This window comes from Methylomonas albis (assembly GCF_014850955.1).
Taxonomy (GTDB): domain Bacteria; phylum Pseudomonadota; class Gammaproteobacteria; order Methylococcales; family Methylomonadaceae; genus Methylomonas; species Methylomonas albis.
Genome location: NZ_JACXSS010000001.1, coordinates 125,904 through 150,892 on the forward strand (window position 1 = coordinate 125,904; position 24,989 = coordinate 150,892).

At 52.3% G+C, this 24,989-nt stretch carries 20 protein-coding genes; 13 read left to right on the top strand and 7 right to left on the bottom strand.

The genetic code is table 11. From position 1 onward, the window contains the following. Window position 1 precedes the first annotated feature (1 nt). Window positions 2–406, top strand: coding sequence for a hypothetical protein (locus EBA_RS00510; RefSeq protein ID WP_192372240.1), 405 nt, complete (start codon window positions 2–4; stop codon window positions 404–406). Between the two features lie 52 nt (window positions 407–458). On the opposite strand, the gene EBA_RS00515 is transcribed toward EBA_RS00510, so the two are convergent. After that, the gene (locus EBA_RS00515; protein WP_192377390.1) at window positions 459–779 is read right to left on the bottom strand and encodes a hypothetical protein; all 321 of its coding nucleotides are present in this window, start codon (window positions 777–779) and stop codon (window positions 459–461) included. Between the two features lie 10 nt (window positions 780–789). On the opposite strand from EBA_RS00515, the gene EBA_RS00520 reads away from it, so the two are divergent. After that, a complete protein-coding gene (locus EBA_RS00520; protein ID WP_225615802.1) occupies window positions 790–5,616 on the top strand; it encodes an MG2 domain-containing protein in 4,827 nt (1,608 codons plus the stop codon). A 66-nt stretch (window positions 5,617–5,682) separates the two neighbouring features. Here EBA_RS00520 and EBA_RS00525 read toward each other — a convergent pair whose 3' ends face one another. Then, window positions 5,683–6,084 carry a hypothetical protein gene (locus tag EBA_RS00525; RefSeq protein WP_192372242.1) on the bottom strand — a complete coding sequence of 134 codons (402 nt, stop codon included), beginning with the start codon at window positions 6,082–6,084 and terminating at the stop codon, window positions 5,683–5,685. 71 nt (window positions 6,085–6,155) lie between these two features. After that, a complete protein-coding gene (locus EBA_RS00530) occupies window positions 6,156–6,704 on the bottom strand; it encodes a hypothetical protein (RefSeq protein ID WP_192372244.1) in 549 nt (182 codons plus the stop codon). Between the two features lie 398 nt (window positions 6,705–7,102). Here EBA_RS00530 and EBA_RS00535 point away from each other — a divergent pair, with 398 nt between their 5' ends. The 4 genes from EBA_RS00535 (at window position 7,103) to EBA_RS00550 (ending at window position 10,890) form a co-directional block, all read left to right on the top strand. Beyond that, entirely contained in the window at window positions 7,103–7,387 is a 285-nt protein-coding gene (locus EBA_RS00535; protein ID WP_223146628.1) for an REP-associated tyrosine transposase, read from the top strand. 165 nt (window positions 7,388–7,552) lie between these two features. Then, window positions 7,553–8,089, top strand: coding sequence for an REP-associated tyrosine transposase (locus tag EBA_RS00540; protein ID WP_192372246.1), 537 nt, complete (start codon window positions 7,553–7,555; stop codon window positions 8,087–8,089). A 193-nt stretch (window positions 8,090–8,282) separates the two neighbouring features. Further along, the gene (locus EBA_RS00545; protein WP_192372248.1) at window positions 8,283–9,533 is read left to right on the top strand and encodes a dicarboxylate/amino acid:cation symporter; all 1,251 of its coding nucleotides are present in this window, start codon (window positions 8,283–8,285) and stop codon (window positions 9,531–9,533) included. Window positions 9,534–9,663: 130 nt separating this feature from the next. Next, window positions 9,664–10,890, top strand: coding sequence for a PepSY-associated TM helix domain-containing protein (locus EBA_RS00550; protein ID WP_192372250.1), 1,227 nt, complete (start codon window positions 9,664–9,666; stop codon window positions 10,888–10,890). Between the two features lie 2 nt (window positions 10,891–10,892). Here EBA_RS00550 and EBA_RS00555 read toward each other — a convergent pair whose 3' ends face one another. Next, a complete protein-coding gene (locus tag EBA_RS00555; protein WP_192372252.1) occupies window positions 10,893–11,495 on the bottom strand; it encodes a Uma2 family endonuclease in 603 nt (200 codons plus the stop codon). Window positions 11,496–11,659: 164 nt separating this feature from the next. On the opposite strand from EBA_RS00555, the gene polA reads away from it, so the two are divergent. The 6 genes from polA to EBA_RS00585 all read left to right on the top strand — a co-directional run bounded on the left by polA (window position 11,660) and on the right by EBA_RS00585 (window position 19,523). Then, a complete protein-coding gene (gene polA, locus EBA_RS00560) occupies window positions 11,660–14,446 on the top strand; it encodes a DNA polymerase I (RefSeq protein ID WP_192372254.1) in 2,787 nt (928 codons plus the stop codon). 22 nt (window positions 14,447–14,468) lie between these two features. Beyond that, entirely contained in the window at window positions 14,469–15,365 is an 897-nt protein-coding gene (locus EBA_RS00565) for an MBL fold metallo-hydrolase (protein WP_192372256.1), read from the top strand. 399 nt (window positions 15,366–15,764) lie between these two features. Then, window positions 15,765–16,301 carry an REP-associated tyrosine transposase gene (locus EBA_RS00570; RefSeq protein ID WP_192372258.1) on the top strand — a complete coding sequence of 179 codons (537 nt, stop codon included), beginning with the start codon at window positions 15,765–15,767 and terminating at the stop codon, window positions 16,299–16,301. 128 nt (window positions 16,302–16,429) lie between these two features. Beyond that, window positions 16,430–17,431, top strand: a complete 1,002-nt coding sequence (locus EBA_RS00575) for an AAA family ATPase (protein ID WP_192372260.1) — start codon at window positions 16,430–16,432, stop codon at window positions 17,429–17,431. A 13-nt stretch (window positions 17,432–17,444) separates the two neighbouring features. After that, on the top strand, window positions 17,445–18,674 hold the full coding sequence (locus EBA_RS00580) for an IS256 family transposase (protein WP_192372263.1): 1,230 nt from the start codon (window positions 17,445–17,447) through the stop codon (window positions 18,672–18,674). 123 nt (window positions 18,675–18,797) lie between these two features. Then, window positions 18,798–19,523: an OLD family protein gene (locus EBA_RS00585; RefSeq protein WP_192372265.1), complete on the top strand. Its 726-nt coding sequence runs from the start codon at window positions 18,798–18,800 to the stop codon at window positions 19,521–19,523. 308 nt (window positions 19,524–19,831) lie between these two features. On the opposite strand, the gene mltB is transcribed toward EBA_RS00585, so the two are convergent. From mltB to EBA_RS00600, 3 genes are read right to left on the bottom strand one after another with little or no spacing between them, the layout of a single operon-like run. Continuing rightward, the gene (mltB, locus tag EBA_RS00590; protein WP_192372267.1) at window positions 19,832–21,013 is read right to left on the bottom strand and encodes a lytic murein transglycosylase B; all 1,182 of its coding nucleotides are present in this window, start codon (window positions 21,011–21,013) and stop codon (window positions 19,832–19,834) included. Between the two features lie 17 nt (window positions 21,014–21,030). Then, entirely contained in the window at window positions 21,031–22,164 is a 1,134-nt protein-coding gene (locus EBA_RS00595) for a PilT/PilU family type 4a pilus ATPase (protein WP_192372269.1), read from the bottom strand. Between the two features lie 15 nt (window positions 22,165–22,179). Further along, window positions 22,180–23,217 carry a type IV pilus twitching motility protein PilT gene (locus EBA_RS00600; protein WP_192372271.1) on the bottom strand — a complete coding sequence of 346 codons (1,038 nt, stop codon included), beginning with the start codon at window positions 23,215–23,217 and terminating at the stop codon, window positions 22,180–22,182. Between the two features lie 303 nt (window positions 23,218–23,520). On the opposite strand from EBA_RS00600, the gene EBA_RS00605 reads away from it, so the two are divergent. Next, window positions 23,521–24,927, top strand: coding sequence for an esterase-like activity of phytase family protein (locus EBA_RS00605; protein WP_192372273.1), 1,407 nt, complete (start codon window positions 23,521–23,523; stop codon window positions 24,925–24,927). The last annotated feature ends 62 nt before the right edge of the window (window positions 24,928–24,989 follow it).

Here is a 24,989-nt window from a genome sequence, read left to right on the forward strand (position 1 = left end):
TATGTCAATTCAAGCTCATATAGCGGGTTTCACTTTTAGTACCGTAACACTCAGTTATGAAATTTGGTTTTGGTCTGACTTATTCCTATTTTCAAAAACTGTTCACCTTCCAAATTGGACTTATTTTTTGCCAAGCCCTATTGATGCTCCAAAATATATCGCATTTTTATGTTTAATTCCTTTGGTGTTAACGTCTAAAACTCAGAGAATGGCTTGGGCGTCAGTTGGTATTTCTTTGCTTATTTCGCCAATCCCTACGCTAATAGATCATTTTCTTGATTTAAGAGTGTATGGCCAATCTTTTATAGGGTATGTAATTTTAAATTATTTTTGGGTTATTTTATTTGATTGCTTTATTCCTGCGTTTTTATTGCTGGTTGTGCGAGCACTTTTATTTAAAGAATAAATAGACACCATATGACTAAAAGAAACTCCGATTCAAATTTTACTATAAAAGCCTACGAAATTAATAAGCGCTTTCCAATTCGAGTTGGCTTAAACCCGCATGCCGCGCCGAGCACCGAGGCTTTTGGCGAAAATAGCCCGCTAGGGGAGCGGCAGGGATGCAGCTCGTTTTCGGAGGGGTTGGGAAGCCCCTTCCGAAAACCCTCGGCAAAAGCTGCGGCGCGCAGGATCAAAGCGGCATCCGGGTGGCCTTTCTTTTGGATACTTTTCTTTGGAGAAGCAAAGAAAAGTATCGCGGCTGTCGGTCCGCGAACTGACATCAAAATACCCGTCGCGACAGCGACACAAAATCCCAGCGCGCTACTTAAAGCCATCAGCCATTTCTTGCGGCTAGTAACATTACTAACCGCTACCGCTTCATGGGCCGGCAGCCCATTCTACTTAACCGCCGAACGCAGCTTCACCAACAGCGAAGCGCCCAATATCCGCCTGGACTACACCCTTACTGACCAGCCCATGCTATTGCGGGTGCTGAAAGCCAATAATCTGGAATCCTTCCTGGACGGCCAATTCAACGTCAGCCGCAGTTACGAGCAGCCGGTTAGCGAGCTTAATCCCGGGCATTACTTCGCCAAGGGTCTGAACAATGCGCAATCGCCGTTAAAGTTGTTGCGCGGCATGCTGGATGTCGAGTTTCGCAAGTCTTTAAAAGAAACCAACTTCAGCGGCTCGGTGCTGACTGTCACCGAAAAGCCTTTGGTGGCGGTGCCGCAGCAGGTTTTAGTGGCGCCGCCGAAAGGGTTTAGCGTCGTGAAGGAAAACTATCTGGATTTGCTGCGCAACGGCCAGCAAACCCATGATTTGGGTTGGTGGTTTAACGAAGACACCTGGAGCGAGCATCGTTATAAAGTGCGGCAAGTCGCGCTCGACCCATTGCCGGACGGCATTTATTTGTTGCAAGCGGTGCAAGGCAAGAACGAAGCGCAGTGTCTGATTCAGGTCAGCAGTCTGGCGGTGCAGGTCAAGCAATCCAGCGAGCAGCTGCTGGTGCGGGCCATGAACCGCGACTTGCAGCCGCTGGCTGGTGCCAAAGTCAGTTATCGCGATGGTCGCGGCCGCTGGCAAACCTTGCCGGCCAGTACCAACGCTGCCGGCGAGCTGAGCTCTAATAATCCCGATGGCGTGTTGGATGGCAAATTGCTGGTACGGGTCGATGCGCCGGCCGCTAAACCCGGCGAAGCGGCGCGTACCGCGTTGACCGCTACCGACTTTTTGCCGACGCAAGCCAAGGACGACGCGGTATTCGTGATGACTGACCGGCCGATCTTCAAGCCTGGCGAGACGTTTTATTACAAAGGCATCGTCCGCAATTTGCAGGACGGCCAGTTGCGGATTCCGGCCTTTCAATCCAAACAAACCGATGTGTCGCTGATTCGTGCCGACGGCAACGCCACCGGCTTGCAAGCTCAAACGCAGTTGACCGACTTCGGTTCGTTTTCCGGCAGTTTCGATCTCGATGCCAGCCAGACGCCGGGCTTGTATCGTTTGTTGGCGGAGATCGATCACAAAGCTTACGGCGGCGAATTTCGGGTGCGCGATTACATCAAACCCACCTTTTACCTGGAATGGCTGGATCGCAGCCCGCTGGTGCAGGCTGGCCAACCGTTCAAGTTAAAATTCCGCGCCAAACGCTACAGCGGCGGCGTGCCGCAGAACGTCAAATTCGAAGTGTTTCTGTACCGGAAAAAGTTTGAAGCACCGCAGTTTGTCACCGAGGCCGGCGCGGGTTTATCGGCCGGCAACGATTATTTCGGCCAGGTTAAATCCGCCGCGCCGTTGACCCAACCGCAACGCTTGTACAGCTCTATTGAAGAGCGGCAGGCAGTCGATGCCAGCAACCCCTGGGAAACCGCCGCCAAGCTGGACGAAAGTGGCGACGGCAGCTTTGAATTTACCGTGCCCACCTCAGACAAAGAAACGCCGGATCAGGAATGGATTTATTCCTTGATGGTGCGCGCCCAGGATGCGGTCGGCGGCAATGCGATTTTGACCGATAGCATCTACGCCACACTGTCGGAAGCGCAACCGGCGGTACGTTTTAATAAAACCGTGGCGGCGGTGGGCGATCAGGATTTGCAGCTGCTATTGCAATCCAGCTATGCCGACGGCAAGCCAGCGGCCAAAGCCGGTGGTGTGGTCGACGTGATGTTGGAACAACCCGGCAGCGGCAAGCGCAGCTTGGTGAAATTGGATTTTGCCACCGACGAGCGCGGCCAGCAAAAGCTCACCATCCCGGCCCTAAAGGAATTCGGCCGGCTGACCGCCGTGGCCCGCTTGGAAAGCCTGGATGGCAAAAATCTTAGCCATCCAGCCAGCTCACAACCCAGCACTTTAATCGTGGCCGGCAATGGCGGCGAGGCGGTGGCGGACAATCCAGAACTGGAATTGTACACACCCACCACCATCCTCAGCCCCGGCGAGCAAGCCAAGGTGTTTGCCTTATTGCCCAAGGCCTGGGGTAACAACGAAAGCGGCGAGATCTGGGAAACCGTGGCCGGCGCGCGTTTGTTCGATAGCCGTAGCGCCCAAGCCCAAGGCCGCAGCCGCTGGTTTGAGGTGACTGCCAAACCCGAATACGGCACCGGCTTTTACCACACCGTGACCGTGCCGGTAGCTGGCGGCAAATACAAGGAACAAACCCTGGGTTTTAGAATTGTGCCTTGGGAAAAGCGTCTGCAGATTGCCATCGAGCCGGAAAAAGCCGAAACCGAGCCGCTGAAACCCACCCAAATCAAGTTGCAAGTCAAACGCGCGGACGGCAGCCCGGCAGCGAATACCGAAATCGCAGTGTCCATCGTCGATCGCGCCGTGTATGCGGTGCAAGCCGAGTTCCGGCCCGGCATTTTCGACTTTTTCTACCCGCTGCAACGCAGCAATTTAGCGACTTTCTATTCCGACGATCTGCAAGGCTACGGCTACGCCGATTTGCTGCGCAAACCCAATTTCTCGCTCAGCGCCTTGAAAAGCCAAAGCAAGTTGGCGAAAAAAGCCATGCGCGACACCGCCGGCTGGTTTCCACATGTAATTACCGATGCCAAAGGCACTGCGACGATTGATGTGGACATGCCGGCCAACGTTACCGAATGGCTGGTCACAGCGGTCGCCAGCGACAAAGACGGCCGCATCGGCGAAGCCACCGGCCAGTTCCGCAGCGTCACCGATGTGGCAGTGGATATGGTCGGCCCGCAGTTTTTGCGACAGGGCGATGAAGTGGACGTGGCGGTGAAACTGACCAACCACTTGGCCCAGCCGGTGAAACTGTCCGGCAGCATCAGCCTGCCGGACACCCTGCCTTTGCAAAGCGGCGAAACCGCGCCGCAAGCCGAACTGGCTGCAAAAGCCGAGCAACTGTGGCCGCTACGCTTAAGCGCTAACGACCGGCAAGGTGCGCCAGCGCTGAAGGTGGGCTTGACGGCGCCGGCCGGCGTGCGGGTAGGCGGTGCCGAGGAATTTGAGATTCCGTTGAAAGCCGCCGCGCTGCCGCAGGTGTTTAGCAGCGTGCAACAGGACAATCTGTTGCGCATAGCTTTGCCCGCGCAAGCCGAGCCGCGGCAAGTGACGGTGCGGGTCAATTCCGGTCTGTTGGGCGCCGCGCTGCAAGCCGCGGCCATGCTGGTGCAATATCCTTACGGCTGCACCGAGCAGCTGGCGCACAGCACCGTGCCGAATCTGGTGTTGCTGGATTTAATCGCCCGCGCCGGCCTGCAGCCCGAGCAATTGGGACCGCTGGAAAAGACTTTGCAACGTGCCAAACAGAATGCGGCGCTGGGTGTGCGCAAATTGATTCAAAATCAAAAATCCGACGGCGGTTTTGCCTTGTGGACTAGCGACAGTGAAGCCACGGTGCCAGTGACTTTGATCGCGCTGCAAGCCTTGAAATACGCCAACGAACTGCAACTGGAGGGGGTGAATAACGCCTACTACAAAGGCATGGAATGGCTAAATCTGCACGGCGAAGGCAATACCCTGCTGGATGGTTTTGTGTTGAGCGGTTTCGCGACGGTGGGTTACTCCTACAACGCGCCCTGGCAACAGCAAGCCGATTTTGTCGAAAAAGTTCTGGCTAATGCGCACGCCGGGGCCGACGACTTGGTCGCCGCGCTGCGCATGGTCAAGGCTTACGAAAATCAAAACTGGCACAGTTTTAATCAACAGTTCAAAGACCGGCCACAGCTGAAAAACGACTTGGTCAAACGCTTACAACTAGCGTTGGATGCCATCGACCCGGCTAGTTATCAGCGTCAAGATGGCGCTTTGTATAACAGCTTGGGTTTTGGCTTTGGGCTGCCCAGCTTGGTCTCGTCTGGCTTGGGCGTGTTAAACGATGTGCAGGCCTTGCCGCCGGCGTTGGAAGCCAAGCTGAAACGCCTGCTGCTGCAAACCCAGCAAAACGGCTATTGGCAATCCACTTATGATACCGCGCAGGTGATTTTCAACAGTCGCGAACTGCTGAGCAAGGAAGCGGCGGCAGCCGCCAAGCAGAGCGCGCGTAACATCACGGTTAGTAGCAAAGACGGCTTTGTGCTGGGCAGCTTGCAGCGTATCCCCAGCGGCTATCTGGGCAGCTTTAACCGCTTTGGCGATACCCCGGACCTCAGTGAAATCCAGCTTGCCGAGCTGAGTGCCGACGAAGTCGCCAGTGCCACAGTCGGTGTTGAAGTGCCGTATCCGGCTGTTGCCGCCCGTGTCGCCGGCCTGGAGGTGCAGCGCAACTTCCGCCGCATCACCGCCAAGGGCAGCGAGTTGATCGATATGAGCCAGGCCTTGAAACCCGGCGATGTGGTGGTCAGCGAAGTGCGCGTCAAACGCAGCGCCGGCGCCGGCCGGCCGGCACCCGGCAGCGAGTATGTTGTGATCGAAGACGGCATCCCTAGTCTGGCGGAAGGTCAGGAAAACGACGAAACCTACCTGGCCGACGCCAAAATCCAAGCCAAGGACGACAGCTACTGGGCCAACATCAAAGAAACCCAACGCTACCCGGACCGCATCGTCCGCGTCGCCAAACTGCGAGCAGGCGGCGAATTGACCTTGTACCAAGTCTGGCGCGTCGCCCGAGCCGGCAACGCTTCAATCCCGCCGGCCAGCGGTATTGATATGTATAACGAGGCGGTGCAGGGGAATAGTTTGGCGGGGCGGATTAGTGTTAAGTAGGGCGGAGCCGTTAGACGGCCCGCCGGTTTCATTATGCGAAACCGCTAGCGTGTTTCGACTTACGACCTATTCATTTTCTGTAGCATCGGGCACCAAAAATTTGCCGAGCCCGAGGGACTGGATTGTCTTATTCATAATTCGTGAAGAACTTAGTTGGCCCATTAAAAGAGCTTTTTGTTCCTCATCTGTAAATTTTTCTGGAGACTTTTTATTCAACAGCCTTATGGCCCATTCTCTAAGAGCTAATTGGTCGCTTCTACCTGGGTTATTATTTAAATTACCGAGTTTATCGTCTGGCTTTTGTTCGGTGGATAAAATGTTGAGCGCAATGCGAACATAATCTGAATCGACTTTTGATTGTTCAATTGATGTAGTTACTAACCAGCTGGATACAATAAGTGCAACAGGAATTCCGAGTCCGGAAAGCCACTGTATTATAACGCTATTTCTTTTTATAAATCTTAACATTAGTTAATTGTTTTATGCATGGTTTTACTTGACTAAAGGAACGAAGATAACCAAATTCAAGTGATTTATTTTTAAGATCGTTCCTTCGAGTTAATAAATAATTTATTTTTTAGCATTGATTCAAATTCACTTGATAACAGTAGCTTCCAGTCTGCTCCCTCGCGCCTTAGGCTGAGAATCTCTACTTCAGGTTTCGCAATATTTGAATCTATTTGTATAACCACATATGCGGAATTGTCTTCGTTTCTTGTAACTGAGCCGAGAATTTTAGGCGATAAAATAAATCCTTTTGTATGGGGGGTAGATAAATAGATTACTCTGCTCAGCAAATTATAAGGAGTAGTAGAAGCAACCGTATCGTATGTAGCATCAGCTCCAAAAAAAAATTTAAGTATATCTTTCTGATTCAAAAATTCATGGTTAGGGTCAAAAATAGTTATAAACATGGATTTGAACCGCTGAAGCTCTTCTGAATGTATAAATCTCGGGGCGGCCATCAAACCCTCATTTCTAAGGGAATCAATATACTTTTCGCAAAACTGTTCCGGGGTTTCGCTATCACATAATCCGTATGAGCTAAGGGCAAAATAAACACTCAGATACTTTAAAGTATTTCTCATTAATGGCACTCCAAACCACTTGTTGCTTGAGTTATTTATAAACTATTGAGATAAATAGTCAACGACTTCCTTCAAGCCGATAAGCCGAATTTATGGGGTACAAGGTGAAGGCATTATCGCACCGTACGTCATATCAACCGATGAACAAGGCTGATCGGATCGGGGTGACGGGATTGCGTCAACCCGATAAGCCACACTCATAAGGCCGTAAGGCGCAATAACCAACACGATAAGCCGCAATAATAGGGTGCAATAGGCGTTAGCCTCATTGCACCGAGTGTTGGCTTTCGAATTGGTGCAATACGCTGACGCTATTGCACCCTATACAATCCGAGCTGGTAATATAAAAAGCGGATTACGCTGTAGCCCTCTACCTTTTCGTCGGATATGGATCACTTATGTCCAACTATCGCCGTTACCGTATTCCTGGCGGGACTTATTTTTTTACCGTCAATCTGTTGGAACGGCAGTCTAACGATCTATTGATTCGGCATATCGATACGCTTCGAGAGGCTGTTAAGCAAACCCGTAAACGTTGGCCGTTTCACATCGATGCCTGGGTGGTGTTGCCGGACCATTTGCATTGTGTTTGGACGCTGCCCGATGGTGATGAAGATAACGCTAACCGCTGGCGAGTCATCAAACAAGCATTTTCAAAAGCTTTGCCGGCCACAACACGATAAGCCGCAATAATAGGGTGCAATAGGCGTTAGCCGTATTGCACCGAGTGTTGGTTTGCGAATTGGTGCAATACGCTGACGCTATTGCACCTTATACGATCCTACCCGGTAATATAAAAAGCGTATTACGCTGTAGTCCTCTACCTTTTCGTCGGATATGGATCATTTATGTCCAACTATCGCCGTTACCGTATTCCTGGTGGGACTTATTTTTTTACCGTCAATCTGTTGGAACGGCAGTCTAACGATCTATTGATTCGGCATATCGACCTGCTTCGAGAGGCTGTTAAGCAAACTCGTAAACGTTGGCCGTTTCACATCGATGCCTGGGTGGTTTTGCCGGACCATTTGCATTGCGTTTGGACTCTGCCCGATGGTGATGAAGATAACGCTAACCGTTGGCGAGTCATCAAACAAGCATTTTCCAAAGCTTTGCCGGCCACGGAAAAACGGTCTGCGGTGCGTGTTGCCAGAGGCGAACGTGGCATTTGGCAACGCCGATTTTGGGAGCATATGATTCTCGATGAAGCCGATTACGCAAACCATATCGACTATTGCCACATCAACCCGTTAAAACATGGCTTGGTTAAACAAGTCGCCGATTGGCCGTATTCGACATTTCACCTTTACGTGGCGCGTGGACTGTATCCAAGCAATTGGTCGAATGATTCGGATTTCCTGGATGTCGATGAAGGATGGCGTTAGGCCTGTAACTATTTACATAGGGTGCAATTGCGCAGCGTATTGCACCGACTCTAAGGCTAACCCCCGGTGCAATACGGCTGTCGCCTATTGCACCCTATGCACCGATGGATAGAGCCTAGCGGCGAGAAATCAAGCAAAGCACCCGCAAAACCCCTAAGATCAAAGCATCCCCGCTAACTTTTCTTAATCCGTCATGAAAAACCACCACCGATTACTGCTGAGTTTAGTGCTGGGCGCTTGCGCCGGTTTGATCTGTCATGGCTATGCCGACAGCGAGGCATTGCAAATATTTAACCGTTACTTGATGGAACCCATCGGCCAGATATTTTTGCGGCTGATTTTCATGATCGTGGTGCCGATGGTGATGAGCGGTTTGATGCTGGGTGTGTATCAGCTGAGCAATCATCATGGATTGGCGCGGGTGGCCCAGCGCACCTTGTTTTTTACCTTGCTGGCCAGTTCGGCATCGGTGGCGGTGGGGATTTCTTTGGTTAATCTGGCGCAGCCTGGTGTTGGTTTGGATATTTCGCAGATGTTGGGCGATAGCAGCGGCGTAAACAAAATCCAGCAAAACGTGGCGCAAGCCAAGCCGGTGGTGCAATCCTTGTTGGAGATCATCCCCAAAAACCCCTTCGCCAGCGCTACCCAGGCTTTGGAAGGCGAGATGCTGTCTTTGATGTTTTTTTCCTTGGCTTTCGGCGCGGCACTGGCGGCGACCAATGGCGGCAAGCCGTCGCGCTGGGTGGAATTATTGGAAGAAACCTACGCCGCTTGCTTGTTGGTAGTCGATACCGCGATGAAACTGGCACCGATTGCGGTGTTTGCGCTGGTGTTTCAATCGACATTTAAATTTGGTCACCACATTTTATTCTCGCTGGGGTTTTATGTGCTGGTGGTGGTGACCGGCTTACTGGTGCAACAAGCCGTGGTTTACAGCATGCTGCTGCGTTTTTTTACCCGCATCAAGCCCTTGAACTTTTTTCGGCAATGCCGGGATGTTTATCTTTACGCCTTCGCCACCGCCTCTTCTAACGCCACCTTGCCACGCTCGCTGGAATTGGCGGAACAGGATTTAAAACTGCGGCCGGAAGTGGCGCGCTTCGTGTTGACGATAGGCTCTACCGCCAACCAGAACGGCACGGCCTTGTTCGAAGGCATTACCGTGCTGTTCCTGGCGCAAGTTTACGGCGTCGATTTATCGCTGGCGCAACAGGTGCAAGTGGTGTTGATGTCTATCCTGGCCGGTATCGGCACCGCCGGCGTGCCGGGCGGCTCCTTGCCCTTGATCATGATTTTGACGCAACAGGTCGGCATTCCGCCAGAGGGCATGGGTTTGATTTTGGGTGTGGACCGTTTCCTGGACATGTGCCGCACTACGTTAAATGTTAGCGGCGATTTGGTCATCGCAGCCTTGGTCGATGAGCCGGAACCGGAGCGTGCGTAAACAGGGTTAAGCCATCACGCACCCGCTGGAATAACGAATTGCAATTTGCGGTGGGGTTTTTGCGCGCTTCATACGTCTTACATCATGACGGCAACGATTGCCGCATGCTATTTGACATCCTGGAGCCGTTATGAAAGTTCGTCCCTTTTGGGTATTGGTGCACCGTTACGCCGGTTTGGCGATGACGGTGTTCTTGATTATCGTCGGTCTGACCGGCAGTTTGCTGGCGTTTTATGGCGAATTGGAGCAGTTGATCAGTCCGCAGTTGTCTGCGCCCGCATCGGCTTTACCACGCTTGAGTCCGCCTTTGCTAAAAGCCAAGGCGGAACTTTTGGTGCCGCAAGGCAGGATTAATTCGATCTGGTTGGAACACGATGCCGTGCATGTCGATGTGGCGCCGCTCACCGATCCGACCACCAGTCAGCCTTACCAACTCGGTTTTACCCAGCTGATTCTCAACCCTTACACCGGCGAAGAACTGGGCCGCCGTACTTGGGGAGCAATTTCCGAAGGCTGGATCAACCTGATGCCGTTTGTTTACAAGCTGCATTACGCATTGGCCTTGGATGAAGTCGGCGGCTGGATTTTAGGCATTACCGCTCTGGTGTGGACGCTGGATAGCTTTGTGGGGTTTTATCTGACGCTGCCGGCAGCAAAACGAAACGCGTCGCCCGCTACTCACGGAAATCCGCGTTCTTTTTGGCAACGCTGGGCGCCAGCCTGGAAAATCAAATCGCGCGGTTCCAGCTTCCGAATAAACTTTGACTTGCATCGGGCCGGTGGTTTGTGGGTGTGGGCAATGCTGTTGGTGTTCGCCTGGTCCAGCGTTTACATGAATCTGGCCGATACTGTTTACGCGCCGATCACCCGAGCGGTATTTACCGATTATCATGAGCCGTGGATCGATTTTCCTGATCTCGACACACCTTTGAAGCAGCCAGCAATTGCTTGGTCTGACGCTTACCGGATAGCCGTCGAACAGATGGAAAAAGCGTCGCGTGATCAAGGATTTGTGATTCAGTCTCCGTCAGGCTTTCGATATAACACGGCCAAAGGGTTTTATGTTTATCAGGTGCGCAGTAGTCTGGATATACAGGACAAGCATGGCACTACCCGAATGGTAATCGACGCCACTACCGGTGCTGAAAAATTGCTGATACTGCCCAGCGGCCAATATGCCGGCAATACAGTGACCAACTGGTTGGCGGCCTTGCACATGGCCAACGTGTTTGGCATGCCGTACCGGATTTTCGTCTGCGTACTGGGTTTGACGATAGTGATGCTCTCGGTGACAGGCGTAGTCATTTGGCTGAAAAAGCGCCGGGCCAGACTGCAAAAAGCGGTGTTGCAGGATTAAGCCTAAGAGGCAGATTGCGAGGCGTCTTGCTGTTTTTGCTGCAAGAAACTCAGGACGTCTTCGTTGTCGACGCGCTCGTAAATGTCTTCGACAGCGATGCTGATACCTAAGGATGCAAAGCTAATCCGGTCGCCCAGGTAATAGTAAAACGACTGCCAGTGGTGCGCGAGGCTGAACAGTTGGATCTCGCCTTTGTCTTGTTCTATCAAGACATATTCTTGCAGGCTGGGGATGTTCTGGCAGCGCAGGCGTTTGGCGGTTTGATCGAATTTGCGGGTGGTCTTGGACAGTACCTCGATGATGATAGTAGGCGCGGTTTTATAATAAGGATCGAGGTTATCCTCGCTGCAAACCACCATCACATCGGGGTAGAAAAAATCGTCGGCCACGCGTAGTTTCATGTCGGATACTAGCGTTCTACATGACGTGTCTTTTAGCTGCTGTTTGAGTTCGCACGCAATATTGCCAGTCAGTAAATTGTGATTGGAACTGACGTCCGGCATTTGATGCGGCATGCCATCGATTAGTTGATGCTTGATATTAGAAACCCGCTCGCTTTGTAGATATTCTTCCGGGCTGATGCGGCGCTGAGTTGGTAATGCCATGGCTGAACTCACGAGGAAAACGGTTTTAAAACGGTGTGATGCAACATAGTCGATAGCCGGCCTGCCAGTCAAGCATCCCGGCGCCAACTGGTAATACCACACTTGCAGCCATCAGCGCGGCCCTGTATCGTTGCAGGAACCTTACTGTTGCTTGTTCACTCTCCATGTCCGATTCCGCTCCTAACAAACTGATCCTGGTCGACGGCTCGTCGTTTCTGTTTCGCGCCTTTCACGCAGTGCCGCCCTTGACCAATGCCCAGGGCGAACCGACTAACGCTGTTTACGGCGTTTCCAATATGTTGCGCAAGCTGATCAACGATTACGACACGCCTTATGTCACGGTGGTATTCGACGCGCCCGGTAAAACTTTTCGGAATGACCTGTACGACCAATACAAAGCCCATCGGCCGCCGATGCCGGACGATTTGCGCGTACAAATTGCCCCCTTGCACGACTTAATCCGCTCGCTGGGTTTGCCTCTGATTATCGAACACGGCGTGGAAGCCGACGACGTGTTGGGCAGTCTGGCGCAGAACGCCGCGCGCCAGGGCTTTGAAGTGATCATTTCCACCGGCGATAAGGACATGGCGCAGTTGGTGAACGAGCAAATCACCTTGGAAAACACCATGACCAACACCCGCATGGATATTCAGGGTGTGCAGGATAAGTTTGGCGTGAAGCCGGAGCAAATCATCGATTATCTGGCGCTAATGGGTGACGCGGTGGACAACATCCCCGGCGTACCAAAAGTGGGGCCGAAAACCGCTGCCAAGTGGCTGCAGGAATACGACACACTGGACAATCTGATCGCCCGTGCCGACGAGATCAAAGGCAAAATCGGCGACAATTTACGCGAGGCCTTGGGCCAGTTGCCGCTGTCTCGGGAACTGACCACCATCCGCTGCGATGTAGCTTTGCATTACAGCCTGGAAGATTTAAAACGCAAACAGCCCGACATTGCCGCGCTGAAAAACCAGTTGGGGCATTTGGGCTTTAGCAGTTGGCTGAAAACTTTGAACGGCGACAGCTCAACCCCCTCTCCAGCGGGAGAGGGAGGGGTGAGGGGAAAGGCAAAAAACGATTCTTCGGAATCCTCAATCCAGCCTTCTCCTGCTGGAGAGAATGAGCCAAACGCTACGCTAGCTAGGGATTATCAAACTATCCTCAGCCAAGCCGATTTTGATATCTGGCGGGCTAAACTTAAGCAAGCCGAGCTGTTTGCCTTCGACACCGAAACCACCAGCCTGAATTACAGCGATGCACACATCGTCGGCGTGTCTTTCGCGGTAGACGCCGGCCAGGCCGCCTATTTGCCTGTCGCGCACGATTATCCTGGCGTACCAACCCAACTTGATCGGCAAGCCGTATTGGCTGCCTTAAAACCCTTACTGGAAGACCCCAACAAAGCCAAGCTGGGCCAAAACCTGAAGTACGATGCCCATGTGCTGGCCAATCACGGCATCGCGCTGCGCGGCATCCAACAGGACACCATGCTGGAATCGTATGTGTTGAACAGCACCGCGACTAAACATAATATGGACGATCTGGCCAAGCATTACCTGGGCGAGGATACCATTCATTTCGAAGACGTGGCCGGCAAGGGCGCCAAGCAGATCGGCTTTGCCGAAGTGGCTATCGAACAAGCCAGCGAATACGCCGCGGAGGATGCCGACATCACCTTGCGATTGCACCAAACCTTGTCCAAACAATTGCAACAGCATCCGCGCTTGTGGGCCTTATATAAGGAAATTGAGGTGCCGCTGATCAGCGTGTTGGCGCGCATCGAGGAAAACGGCGTGTTGATCGACAGCGCGATGCTGGACCAACAAAGCTTGGAGCTCGCAAACCGGATGATAGGTATCGAACAGCAAGCCCACGATCTGGCCGGCTCGGCATTTAATCTTGGTTCGCCCAAGCAGATACAGGAAATCTTGTACGACCGCTTAAACCTGCCGGTATTGAAAAAAACCCCGAAAGGCCAGCCGTCTACCGACGAATCGGTGCTGCAGGAACTGGCGGTGGATTACGCCTTACCCAAGCTAATTCTGGATTTTCGTAGCATGAGCAAGCTCAAATCCACTTACACAGACAAATTGCCGCAGCAGGTCAACGACCGCACCGGCCGGGTGCATACCTCTTATCATCAGGCGGTAGCGGCGACCGGGCGCTTGTCCTCGTCCGACCCTAATCTGCAAAACATTCCCATCCGTAGCGAAGAAGGCCGGAAGATCCGCCAGGCCTTTATTGCTCCTCCCGGCTATAAGATAGTCGCTGCCGACTATTCACAGATCGAACTGCGGATCATGGCGCATTTGTCCGGCGATGCCGGCCTGCTGGCGGCGTTTTCGCAAGGTGTGGACGTGCATAGCGCCACGGCGGCGGAAGTGTTTGAAGTGGAGCTGGAGCAAGTTACTCACGATTTGCGCCGCTCGGCCAAAGCCATCAATTTTGGTTTGATCTACGGCATGTCGGCGTTTGGTTTGGCGCAGCAATTGGGCTTGCCGCGCAATCAAGCCCAGGCCTATATCGATCTGTACTTCAGCCGTTATCCCGGCGTGAAACAATACATGGACAACACCCGGGAACTGGCTAAGCAGCAAGGCTACGTGGAAACCATCTTCGGCCGGCGCTTGTATCTTCCGGAGATCAACTCTCGCAACGCCGCGATGCGCCAATATGCCGAGCGCACCGCGATCAACGCACCGATGCAAGGCACGGCCGCCGACATCATCAAGCGGGCGATGCTGGCTTGCGACGCCTGGATAGGCGCCGATAATCCGGACGTGAAAATGATAATGCAAGTACACGACGAACTGGTGTTCGAGGTAGCCGAAGTGCGCTTGACCGAACATATGGAAACCATCCGCGGCATCATGTCCAGCGCTGCCGCGCTGTATGTACCCTTGCTGGTGGAAGTGGGCAGCGGCGAGAATTGGGACGAAGCCCATTGAGTGTTGCAGAGGCGGATAAAACATGAAATTCAAGTTTTGGGGCGTGCGTGGCTCAATCCCTACGCCGGGGCCAAGCACGGTCAAATATGGTGGCAACACCACCTGTATAGAAGTGACCAGCAGTGCCGGCGATTTAATTATTTTGGATGCCGGTACTGGTATTCACGCCTTAGCACAAAGCCTAACCAATCAAGCCTTGACTGCGCATATTTTGATTACCCATACCCATTGGGATCATATCCAGGGCTTGCCGTTTTTTCTGCCCATGTTCAACGCCGGCAACATAGTCAACATATACGGCGGCCTAGAGCCATTGACTCATCAAGGCATAGAACGCGCCATGCGGGTACAACTGCAGCACAGCTATTTTCCCATTAGCGAAGCGCAGTTAAACGCCCAAATCCACTATTTCACACTGAAGGCCGGCGCACCGATTACTGTCGGCAGTGTGCGGGTAACCCCGACTGTGCTGAATCATCCGGTATATAACTTTGGCTATCGTCTGGACGACGTCGATGGCAGTTCTTTGTTTTTTACCGGGGATTACGAGCCGCAACTTAATCCCTATGCTCCCGATCATCCTGGTTATCCGGCCATGCAGGAATTGATCGAACAAAAACAAGAAGAAGTGATTGCGGCAATGGCAGGGGTCGATGCCTTGATCACGGATAGTTCTTACACCGATGTCGAATATGCCAACCGGCATGGCTGGGGCCATGGCACCTATCGTTCGGCGATGAATTTTGCGGCGCAAGCGGGAGCTAAACGCTTATTTTTGACGCATCATGAACCGACGCGGAGTGATGCGGATTTGGAAGCGATTTTTGCATCGCTATTGCAATCTGGTGAGGTTTCGGTTTGTTTGGCTCGGGAGGGGGAGGAGTTTGAGTTGTTGGATAACCCTGGGGTTACTGAATAAGTTAGTTCCGACGTTGTTTTTGTGTCGCTGGTGCGACGGATGGTTTTAATGTCGGGTCTCGGCCCGACGGCCGAGATACTTTCTTTTGCTCCGCCAAAAGAAAGTATCCAAAGAAAAGGCGGCCCGGATGCCGCTTATTCCCTGTGCTCCTCGCTTTTGACGAGGGTCGGCAGAAGGGGCTTCCTGCCCCTCCGCCGACGTGCGGCATCCATGCCGCACCCCTTCGGGCTATTCTTGCCAAAAGCTCCGGTGCTCGGCGCGGCATACGGGAGAAAACCGTCCCGGAATTGAAAGTCGGTTGATGACAAACAGGTCTCTCGTTCCCACGCGCCGCGTGGGAATGCAGACTATCCGCGCCAGCGGTAACATTAGACCAAGCTACCAAAAGAGGTCAAACCCATGGGCCGCAGCCGTTACCGCATTCTTCAATCCCAGCAGCCGCATTTCTTAACCTGTACCGTACTGAACTGGATTCCGTTATTCACGCGTCCGGCTACCGTGCAAATCGTTCTGAACGCCTTGATTTACCGCCAACAACAGTACAATTGGCGAATATACGGCTACGTCATTCTGGAAAACCATTTGCACCTGCTGGTACAAACGGACGATTTAACCGAACAATTGGCCCACTTCAAATCATACACTGCCCGGCAGTTGATCGATTATCTGGAATCTATCAATGCCGAACGCTTATTGCAGCAGTTACGCTGGTTCCGCAAAGCGCACAAAGCTGACAGGGAATATCAGTTGTGGGAGGAAGGAAGTCATCCGCAGTTGATCGATAACCCCGACGTTTTGAGGCAGAAATTGGACTATATCCACCTGAATCCGGTCAAACGCGGTTATGTTGATCTACCGGAGCATTGGCGTTATTCGAGTGCCTGGAATTATGCTGGGCGGGATGGATTGCTACCGGTTTATCGATATTGGTTTTAGCTGACCGCAGCGCGGCAGGCTTGCATTCCCACGCGGCGCGTGGGAACGAGATAAACCTCTTGGCTTCCGCTGCGTTCACTTCAGCTAATTGCTAAAATCTGCCATTTAATGCCTGTCTAATCAAATATATGACATTAGTCCTGAAAAACTTTGCGCTCGCCGGGTATAGGAGTTTTGGTGAGCAGCCTCAATACTTTGATAGGTTAAGCAAGATTAATCTGCTGATAGGTAGAAATAACGCTGGTAAATCAAACGTTATAAGGTTTTTGATGGAAATTTACCCGAAGGGACCTCAGCCTAAAGCTCCTGCGGCTAATCCATTGGACACTCATCTCCCAGACTTTGCAGAGCTACTAATCGGATGGGGAGAAGAACTCGAAACAGGAACAGACGGAATTCAGAAATTACGAAGTAGTCACAACCTGTTCGCGGGATTGAATGACACCCTTCAACATATCAATGTTAAGTTAGCGCTTTCAAAACTGTTTTCCGAGAAACAAAAATTAGACGGTACTGAGCTGGCATGGAGTTTTGTTCGCCCCTCTAATCGTCGCGGTGAGCTTGAATTATGGAAGGAAGCGGCCAAGTCTTTGGCAAATCAGGAGTTCTATGCAATCTGGAACGTATTGGCCAGAATGTCTGGGGGTGACCGGATCAATACGTGGGAACCCGATGTACTTGCCATGCTTGCGCCCAATTTTCCAAATATTCAAATGGCTTTGATTCCCGCAGTTAGGGAAATTGGCGCAAAAGGCTCTGAGTCTGATGGGTTTAATGGGGCGGGAATTATAGAAAGATTGGCGCGCTTGCAAAACCCGGATGTACATAGCCAGCCTGACCGCATCAAGTTTGACGAAATTACAAGGTTCGTTGGTAATGTGATTGACAATCCGACTGCATCAATCGAAGTTCCCCATGATCGCGAGACAATTCTTGTCCACATGGATGGCAAGACTTTACCTCTTAGTTCGTTAGGCTCCGGTATCCATGAAGTGATAATTCTTGCTGCTGCCGCAACGGTACTTTCGGAACACATTATCTGTATTGAAGAGCCGGAAATTCACCTCAACCCGAGAGGGTGTAAGAATTTTTGTGTAAACGGCCATGAGGTAGGAAACTACCGATCCTGAAGAGGATGAAAAAATGACCGTATCACCCAAAGCCATTCCTGATGAATTACTCGATGCCTTGATGTCGAACTATCAAACACCCGAAGACCTGATCGGTGCCAATGGACTGTTAAAGCAGTTGACCAAAGCCATTGTCGAACGCGCCCTGGAAGCGGAAATGACCGCGCATTTGGGCCACGGCAAGCATGAGGCGGTGACCAACGCCAATAGCAATGCCCGTAACGGCAAGAGCCGGAAAACGCTCAAAGGCGACTTCGGCGACTTACCCATCGAGATTCCCCGTGACCGTCATGGCGAATTCGAACCCCAGATTATCGCCAAGCATCAACGGCGCTGGACGGGCTTCGACGACAAGATCATCTCGTTGTACGCCCGCGGCCTGACGGTACGGGAAATCCAGGCCCATCTATTGGAGATCTATCACACGGAGGTGTCGCCCACCTTGATTTCCTCGGTGACCGACGCGGTCCTTGAGGAGGTGAGCGCCTGGCAAACCCGTCCGCTGGATCCGATTTACCCCATCGTCTACCTCGACTGCCTACACACCAAAGTGCGGGACAGTGGCAGTGTGCGGATCAAGGCGGTCTATCTGGCTATTGGTGTCAATCTGGACGGACACAAAGAGGTGCTGGGGCTATGGATTGCCCAAAGCGAAGGCGCCAAATTTTGGCTGCAAGTGGTCACCGAGCTCAAGAACCGTGGCGTCAACGACATTTTTATCGCCTGTGTCGACGGTCTAAAGGGGTTTCCGGAAGCGATCGAAACCGTGTTTCCCAAAGCCACTGTGCAGTTGTGCATCGTGCACTTGGTCCGTAACAGCCTTAACTACGTCAGCTACAAAAGGCGCCAGTCGGTCGCCGACGACCTCAAGCGTATCTATCAAGCCGCTACCGTCAGGGAAGCCGAACAAAAACTGGCCGAATTCGAGGCCAACTGGCACGAAGCCTATCCCACCATTGCCCCGATCTGGCGACGAAACTGGGACCGTATCATCCCGTTTTTCGACTATCCGCCCGAGATTCGCAAGGTGATCTACACCACTAATACCATCGAATCGGTGAACCGAAGCCTGAGAAAAATCATAAAAAATCGCGCGATCTTCCCCAGCGATGACGCATTATCCAAGTTGCTCTATCTGGCATTGAAGAATATCAGCCAAAAGTGGACCATGCCCGTCTATGACTGGAAAGCCGCATTAAACCGGTTTAGTATTCAGTTCGAAGACCGAATCCCTAACCGATAACTTAAACCCGTTTACACAAAATTCGGGATGCCCTCCAACCCGATACTTCAACGAAAGTTGATGCGTTATTTGTCCGAGTTTACAAGTAACCAATACATCATCAGCACGCATTCGGCAGCACTAATGGATACCCCAGACGCCGAGATTTACCATATTCGGCTTGATAACGGCTGCTCCATTGTCGAAAGGGCAACTTCTAACAATCAGAAGTCTGCTATTTGCGAAGATCTCGGGTTTCATCCCTCTGACTTACTCCAAGCAAATTGTGTCATATGGGTCGAAGGGCCGTCGGATAGGGTATATCTGAATTATTGGATAAATTCGCTTGAGCCAAATTTCGCGGAAGGAATTCATTACTCAATAATGTTTTATGGTGGTCGCTTAGCATCTCATTTATCGAACGATGATGACGAAACATTAGTGAGCGAATTTATTTCACTCCGGCGATTGAATAGACGCGGCGTGATGATTCTCGACAGTGACCGAGATAAGCGCGGTGCGAGAATAAATGAAACAAAACGTCGGTTACAAGACGAGTTTGATAAGGGACCCGGTCATGCATGGATTACTAAGGGGCGCGAAATTGAAAATTATTTGCCGAGCTCACAAATTCAAGCTGCATTATCTGCTGTTAATCCAAATGTGACTCCGATGTCCAGCTTTGGCACGTATGACAATGTCCTAAAGATAAAATCGAAGAAAGGGCGAGAAGCGCAGGCACCAAAGGTTGAAATAGCGAGACATATTGTTTCAGAGTTCCAACCAGACTTATCTGTTCTGGACCTTCGCGTACAACTTAGTAAATTAGTGGCCTTCATTAAGGCATCGAATCCAGCGCCAGTTTTGTAGGTAACGCCGAATTGTTTTTTGTCCGATAGCCGGGGACTGGTTTTCTCCCGTATGCCGCGCCGAGCACCGGAGCTTTTGAACGGATTAGCCCGTTAGGGGCGCCGCATGGATGCGGCGCGTTGCCGAAGGGGCAGGAAGCCCCTTTCGGCAACCCCGTTCAAAAGCGAGGAGCGCAGGGAAAAAGCGGCATCCGGGTGTCTTTTCTTTTGGATACTTTTCTTTGGACAAGCAAAGAAAAGTATCTCGGCTGTCGGGCCGAGACCCGACATTAAATCAAGCCGTCGCGCCAGCGACACAATACCAAATCCCTACCCAGCATCAGACCGATTAACAGCCACCCTCTGATACCCCCGCTTAATCGCCAACGCCAACTCATGAACTGCCATCGCATAATGCGTACTCTGGTTATACCGGGTAATCGCGTAAAAGTTAGGGTGGCCCAACAAATACTCATCCTTACTTTGATGCCGGAGCAATAACAGCCGCAACGGATAATCACAAGCACATGTGTCAGCCGGTTCCACACCTGCTTTAACCAAGGTATCCAAGGGATAAGCATGATCGGCGCCGGGTTCCAGGCTGTTGATGCCGATGAAGCTGCCGCGCGTGGCCGAAACGATGGGTTGGCCGGCTTGCCAGCCGTGTTGGGCAAAATAATTGGCGACGCTGCCGATCACGTCTTCCGGGTTCCACAGGTCGCGGCGACCGTCGCCGTTAAAGTCCACCGCCCACTGCAGAAAGCTACTGGGCATGAACTGGCCCAAGCCCATTGCGCCGGCGAACGAGCCGACCGGCTTGCCGGGGTCCAGACCTTCGCTACGGCTCATCACCAGAAAATTTTCCAATTCAGTGCGGAAATACTCGCCACGCCGCTGGTAATCAAAGCCCAAGGTAGTTAGCGCGTCGATGATTCTATGGTTGCCGACGAAGCTGCCAAAGGTGGTTTCCACCGCCATGATGCCCAGGATGTATTCGGCCGGCACGCCGTATTGTTGGCTGGCGCGTTGCAGCGTTGCGTGATGTTGTTGCCAGAAGCTGATGCCGGCGTTGATATGCCGGTCGTCCAGAAATTGCGCGCGATAGCGGGTCCAGCCGCCTTTGCTGGGTTTGCCTTTCATGCCCTGATCGGATTTGGCCAAATAATCCAGGGTCCATTGCTTGCGTTTGGCTTGTGAGAACAGGCCTTGCAGATACTCGCGATTGAAACCGTGTTTCTGCACCATCTGCTCGATGAACTGATTCAAGGCGGGGTAACCGGCGTAATCGCCGCTGACTGATGCGGCATGGTAGCCGCCGACGCTGGCGAATGGTCGCAAGTCCGGCGTGGCTTGGCGCGATTGGTTGGGGGCTGTTTGTTGGGTGGGTGTTCGGACGCGATTGTTGGTTTTGTCGCCGGCCGGCGGCTGCGAGGTGCAGCCGGTCAGCAATGTAATTAACAGTGCCGAACCGGTGTTTTGTAGCGAAACTTTACGGGTGTTAATAGTAAACAAGCGAGCTTTATCCAGGGTTATTTAAAAAGACTGCCTCCCTCGTCGTCATTTTCGGCCAGGCTCATGCCGGCGATTTCGAAATTGACGTTCTCGGCGCCCAATTTGATCATCAGGCGCACCTCGTTACGGGAGTCGGCAGCGTGCAAGGCGTCATCGTAACCAATTTTACCCGCTGTATACAGATCGTAAAGCGCTTGATCGAAAGTTTGCATGCCGTGCTCACGTGAGCCTTTCATCAGTTCTTTTAATTTATGCACTTCGCCCTTGCGGATCATGTCGGATGCCAGCGGGGTATTCAGCAAAATCTCGATAGCCGGATAGCGACCCTTGCCGTCGGCGCGTTGAATCAATTGTTGGGCGACGATACCGCGCAGGTTCAGCGACAAATCCATGAACAGTTGGCTGTGCATTTCTTCCGGGAAGAAATGCAGAATCCTATCTATAGCCTGGTTGGCGTTGTTGGCATGCAGGGTGCAAACGCACAAATGTCCGGTTTCCGCGAAGGTGATGGCGTGTTGCATGGTATCCCTGCTTCTGACCTCGCCGATCAGAATCACATCCGGCGCTTGCCGCAGGGTGTTTTTTAGCGCCACTTCGAAGGATTCGGTATCCAGCCCCACTTCGCGCTGGGTGATGATGCAGCCTTTATGCGGGTGGATAAACTCGATAGGGTCTTCGATGGAAATGATATGGCCGCTGCTGTTTTCATTACGGTGCCGAATCAGGGCTGCCAGCGAGGTGGATTTACCGGTGCCGGTGGCACCAACGAACATCACCAGACCACGTTTGTACATGATCAGTTCTTTCAACACCGGCGGTAGATGCAAGTCCTCTGCACTGGGGATGGTGGTTTCGATACGGCGCAACACCATGCCGGCCGAATCGCGTTGGGTGAAGGCGCTGACCCGGAACCGCCCCAGGCTGTGGGCGCTTAATGCAAACTGGCATTCGTGGGTGTTTTCAAATTCATCGCGCTGGCGCTGCGACATTATGCTGAGTACCAGCATCATGGTCTGCTCGCTGTTTAGTATGCTCTTGGATACTTCGACGACTTTGCCGTTAACTTTCATCGATGGCGGCCGGCCGGCGGTAATGAACAGGTCGGACGCTTTCTTTTCAACCATTAGGGCCAATAGGGCTTTAAAGTCCATGACGCCTCCTTAAAATTAACGGAACATATCTTTGTTTACGGCTTTAACCATCGCACCTTTCGCGGTAATCAAGCCTTTATCAACCATTTCCTTCAAGTTTTGATCCAGTGTCTGCATACCGTCCTTACGGCCGGTTTGGATGGCGGAATACATCTGCGCCACCTTGGCTTCGCGTATCAGATTGCGGATCGCCGGGGTGCCGACCATGATTTCGTGCGCGGCAATCCGGCCGCCGCCGACTTTTTTCAACAGCGTTTGCGAGATAACCGCCTGCAAGGATTCGGATAACATAGCTCGAATCATGTCTTTTTCTGCGGCGGGGAACACGTCGATAATCCGGTCTATGGTTTTCGCGGCGGAGGTGGTATGCAGCGTGCCGAATACCAAGTGACCGGTTTCCGAGGCGGTCAAGGCTAAGCGGATGGTTTCCAAGTCCCGCATCTCACCAACTAGGATGATGTCCGGGTCTTCCCGCAAGGCCGAGCGTAAGGCTTCGTTAAAACCTAGCGTATCGCGGTGGACCTCGCGTTGGTTGATCAAGCATTTTTGGCTTTCGTGGACAAACTCGATGGGGTCTTCGACCGTCAGGATGTGTGCGTAATCGTTGGAATTAATATGGTTCACCATCGCCGCCAGCGTAGTGGATTTACCGGAGCCGGTTGGGCCGGTTACCAAAATCAGGCCGCGCGGTCTAGTACAAAGCTCCGCGAAGAACTTCGGGGCGTCCAGGTCTTCCAGAGTTAATACTTTAGAAGGAATGGTCCTGAACACCGCTGCGGCGCCTCTATCCTGATTGAAGGCGTTGACCCGGAAGCGGGCTACGCCGGGCAGCGCGAAGGAAAAGTCGGTTTCCAGAAACTCTTCGTAATCGCGGCGCTGTTTGTCGTTCATGATGTCATAAATCAGCGCGTGAACTTCCTTGTGGCTCAAGGACGGAATATTGATGCGGCGGATGTCGCCGTCCACCCGGATCATCGGCGGCAGGCCGGCGGAAAGATGCAAGTCGGAGGCTTTGTTTTTGACGGAAAAGGTCAATAGTTCGGCGATATCCATGATTTATGTCCCAGCAATAAAAGGAATGATCGTCGGCAAGGATAGTACACAATGATTAAACAGACTGAGTTATTCGCCGGCTCGTTATCTGGTTTGGACGCCCATTAACGGCCGTTAAAACGATGCCTGCCTGGTCTTTACCCGCCGCGGTCAGTGGCGACTGTAAGAACTGTGTAACAAATCACATTTAATATTCAAACGCAGCCGATGAATTGTCGGAGTCAATACGCAGAACTTGGCTGATCTACAGCATTTTGTTCAAAACCACAGTTTCTATTTTTCACAAAGATTTTTGACGCAATCATGAAAAAAACACTTCTTTCTTCATTCATATTAGCTTGTATGACGGGGGCTTCGGCTCAGGCCGCACCCACATTATTGGCTGTCGGTACCTTAAGTAATCCAACCGATTTGTCAGGCTTGAGCGGCACGGTGGAAACCGGCGACCCAGCGAATATTCTGGGCGGCATTGGTTCAGGTTTAGCTTATGCCGGCAATAATACCTTCCTGGCTTTGCCGGATCGTGGACCGAATGCCACGGCTTGGGCCGGCGGCACCAGTGTCGACAATACCACGTCCTATATTTCCCGCTTCCAAACAGTTGCCATGAATTTGGTGGCGACGCCTGGGACTTCAGCTTTTACGTTGACGCCCACCCTGACGCAAACCACCCTGTTGTATAGCCCGACCGCATTGAATTACGGTGCAGTGACGCCGTCGATCAACAGCAGCAATAAATATTATTTCGACGGTCGCTCGGACAATTTCGCCGCCGGCATCTCCACCAATCCGGATAACGCTCGATTGGATCCGGAGGGCATTCGGGTTTCCAATGACGGTACCAAAGTCTATATTTCCGACGAATACGGTCCTTATGTTTATGAGTTCGACCGCGCCACGGGACAACGTACTCGCACCTTCAACTTGCCGGCATCTTTTGCCGTCGGCAATCTTTCGTCGCAAGGTGCTACCGAAATCAGCAGCAATACCAGCGGCCGTGTTGCCAACAAAGGCATGGAAGGTTTGGCGATTACGCCGGACGGTAAAACCCTGGTCGGTTTCGAGCAAAGTCCATTGATACAGGATGGCGGTGATGGCGGTCGAGCCAATCGCATTGTTACCATAGACATTGCGACGGGCAACACCACCCATCAATATGTTTACGACAATAAGGACGGTTCCAAGAGCTACAACAGCAGCGAAATTCTGGCTATTAACGATCACGAGTTTCTGGTTCTGGAACGGGACGGCAAGGGCTTGGGCGACGGCACGTCTGCCGCGGAGAAAAAACTGTTCAAGATCGATTTGGGTAGCGCCACCGATATTGGCCCGCTGAGCATCAGTGGCGAATCAAATCTATTGAGTTATGCGGTGGGCAAGTCTCTGTTCCTGGACATCAAGGCGGAGCTGGTCAGTCAGGGCATTGCTGTCACCGCCATCCCCGCTAAACTGGAAGGCGCTAGTTTTGGTGACGATGTCATCAATGGCTTGGGCCAAAAACTACATACCTTGTGGATAGCCAACGACAACGATTTTGTCGCCGGTGTCGCCGGACCGAACAAGTTCTTCGTATTCGGCTTTACCGATGCCGATTTGGCTGGCAGCTCCTTGCAATTGCAACAAGTTGCCGCAGTACCTGTGCCCGGCGCAGTCTGGCTGTTCGGTAGCGCTTTGTTGGGCATGTTAGGTTTGCGTCGCAACAAAGCCTAGGGTGCGCTTAATCGGTGGTTTTGCATACCGCCGAGACGATAAAAAAGTCCGGTCTCGCACCG

Coding starts and splice junctions, on each gene's coding strand:
- EBA_RS00570 (WP_192372258.1), top strand. CDS start 15,765: ATGGGCCGCAGCCGTTACCGCATTCTTCAATCCCAGCAGCCGCATTTC.
- EBA_RS00540 (WP_192372246.1), top strand. CDS start 7,553: ATGTCCAACTATCGCCGTTACCGTATTCCTGGTGGGACTTATTTTTTT.
- polA (WP_192372254.1), top strand. CDS start 11,660: ATGTCCGATTCCGCTCCTAACAAACTGATCCTGGTCGACGGCTCGTCG.
- EBA_RS00605 (WP_192372273.1), top strand. CDS start 23,521: ATGAAAAAAACACTTCTTTCTTCATTCATATTAGCTTGTATGACGGGG.
- EBA_RS00525 (WP_192372242.1), bottom strand. CDS start 6,084: ATGTTAAGATTTATAAAAAGAAATAGCGTTATAATACAGTGGCTTTCC.
- EBA_RS00530 (WP_192372244.1), bottom strand. CDS start 6,704: ATGAGAAATACTTTAAAGTATCTGAGTGTTTATTTTGCCCTTAGCTCA.
- EBA_RS00595 (WP_192372269.1), bottom strand. CDS start 22,164: ATGGACTTTAAAGCCCTATTGGCCCTAATGGTTGAAAAGAAAGCGTCC.
- EBA_RS00515 (WP_192377390.1), bottom strand. CDS start 779: ATGGCTTTAAGTAGCGCGCTGGGATTTTGTGTCGCTGTCGCGACGGGT.
- EBA_RS00535 (WP_223146628.1), top strand. CDS start 7,103: ATGTCCAACTATCGCCGTTACCGTATTCCTGGCGGGACTTATTTTTTT.
- EBA_RS00545 (WP_192372248.1), top strand. CDS start 8,283: ATGAAAAACCACCACCGATTACTGCTGAGTTTAGTGCTGGGCGCTTGC.
- EBA_RS00510 (WP_192372240.1), top strand. CDS start 2: ATGTCAATTCAAGCTCATATAGCGGGTTTCACTTTTAGTACCGTAACA.
- EBA_RS00565 (WP_192372256.1), top strand. CDS start 14,469: ATGAAATTCAAGTTTTGGGGCGTGCGTGGCTCAATCCCTACGCCGGGG.
- EBA_RS00550 (WP_192372250.1), top strand. CDS start 9,664: ATGAAAGTTCGTCCCTTTTGGGTATTGGTGCACCGTTACGCCGGTTTG.
- EBA_RS00575 (WP_192372260.1), top strand. CDS start 16,430: ATGACATTAGTCCTGAAAAACTTTGCGCTCGCCGGGTATAGGAGTTTT.
- EBA_RS00585 (WP_192372265.1), top strand. CDS start 18,798: ATGGATACCCCAGACGCCGAGATTTACCATATTCGGCTTGATAACGGC.
- EBA_RS00600 (WP_192372271.1), bottom strand. CDS start 23,217: ATGGATATCGCCGAACTATTGACCTTTTCCGTCAAAAACAAAGCCTCC.
- EBA_RS00580 (WP_192372263.1), top strand. CDS start 17,445: ATGACCGTATCACCCAAAGCCATTCCTGATGAATTACTCGATGCCTTG.
- EBA_RS00555 (WP_192372252.1), bottom strand. CDS start 11,495: ATGGCATTACCAACTCAGCGCCGCATCAGCCCGGAAGAATATCTACAA.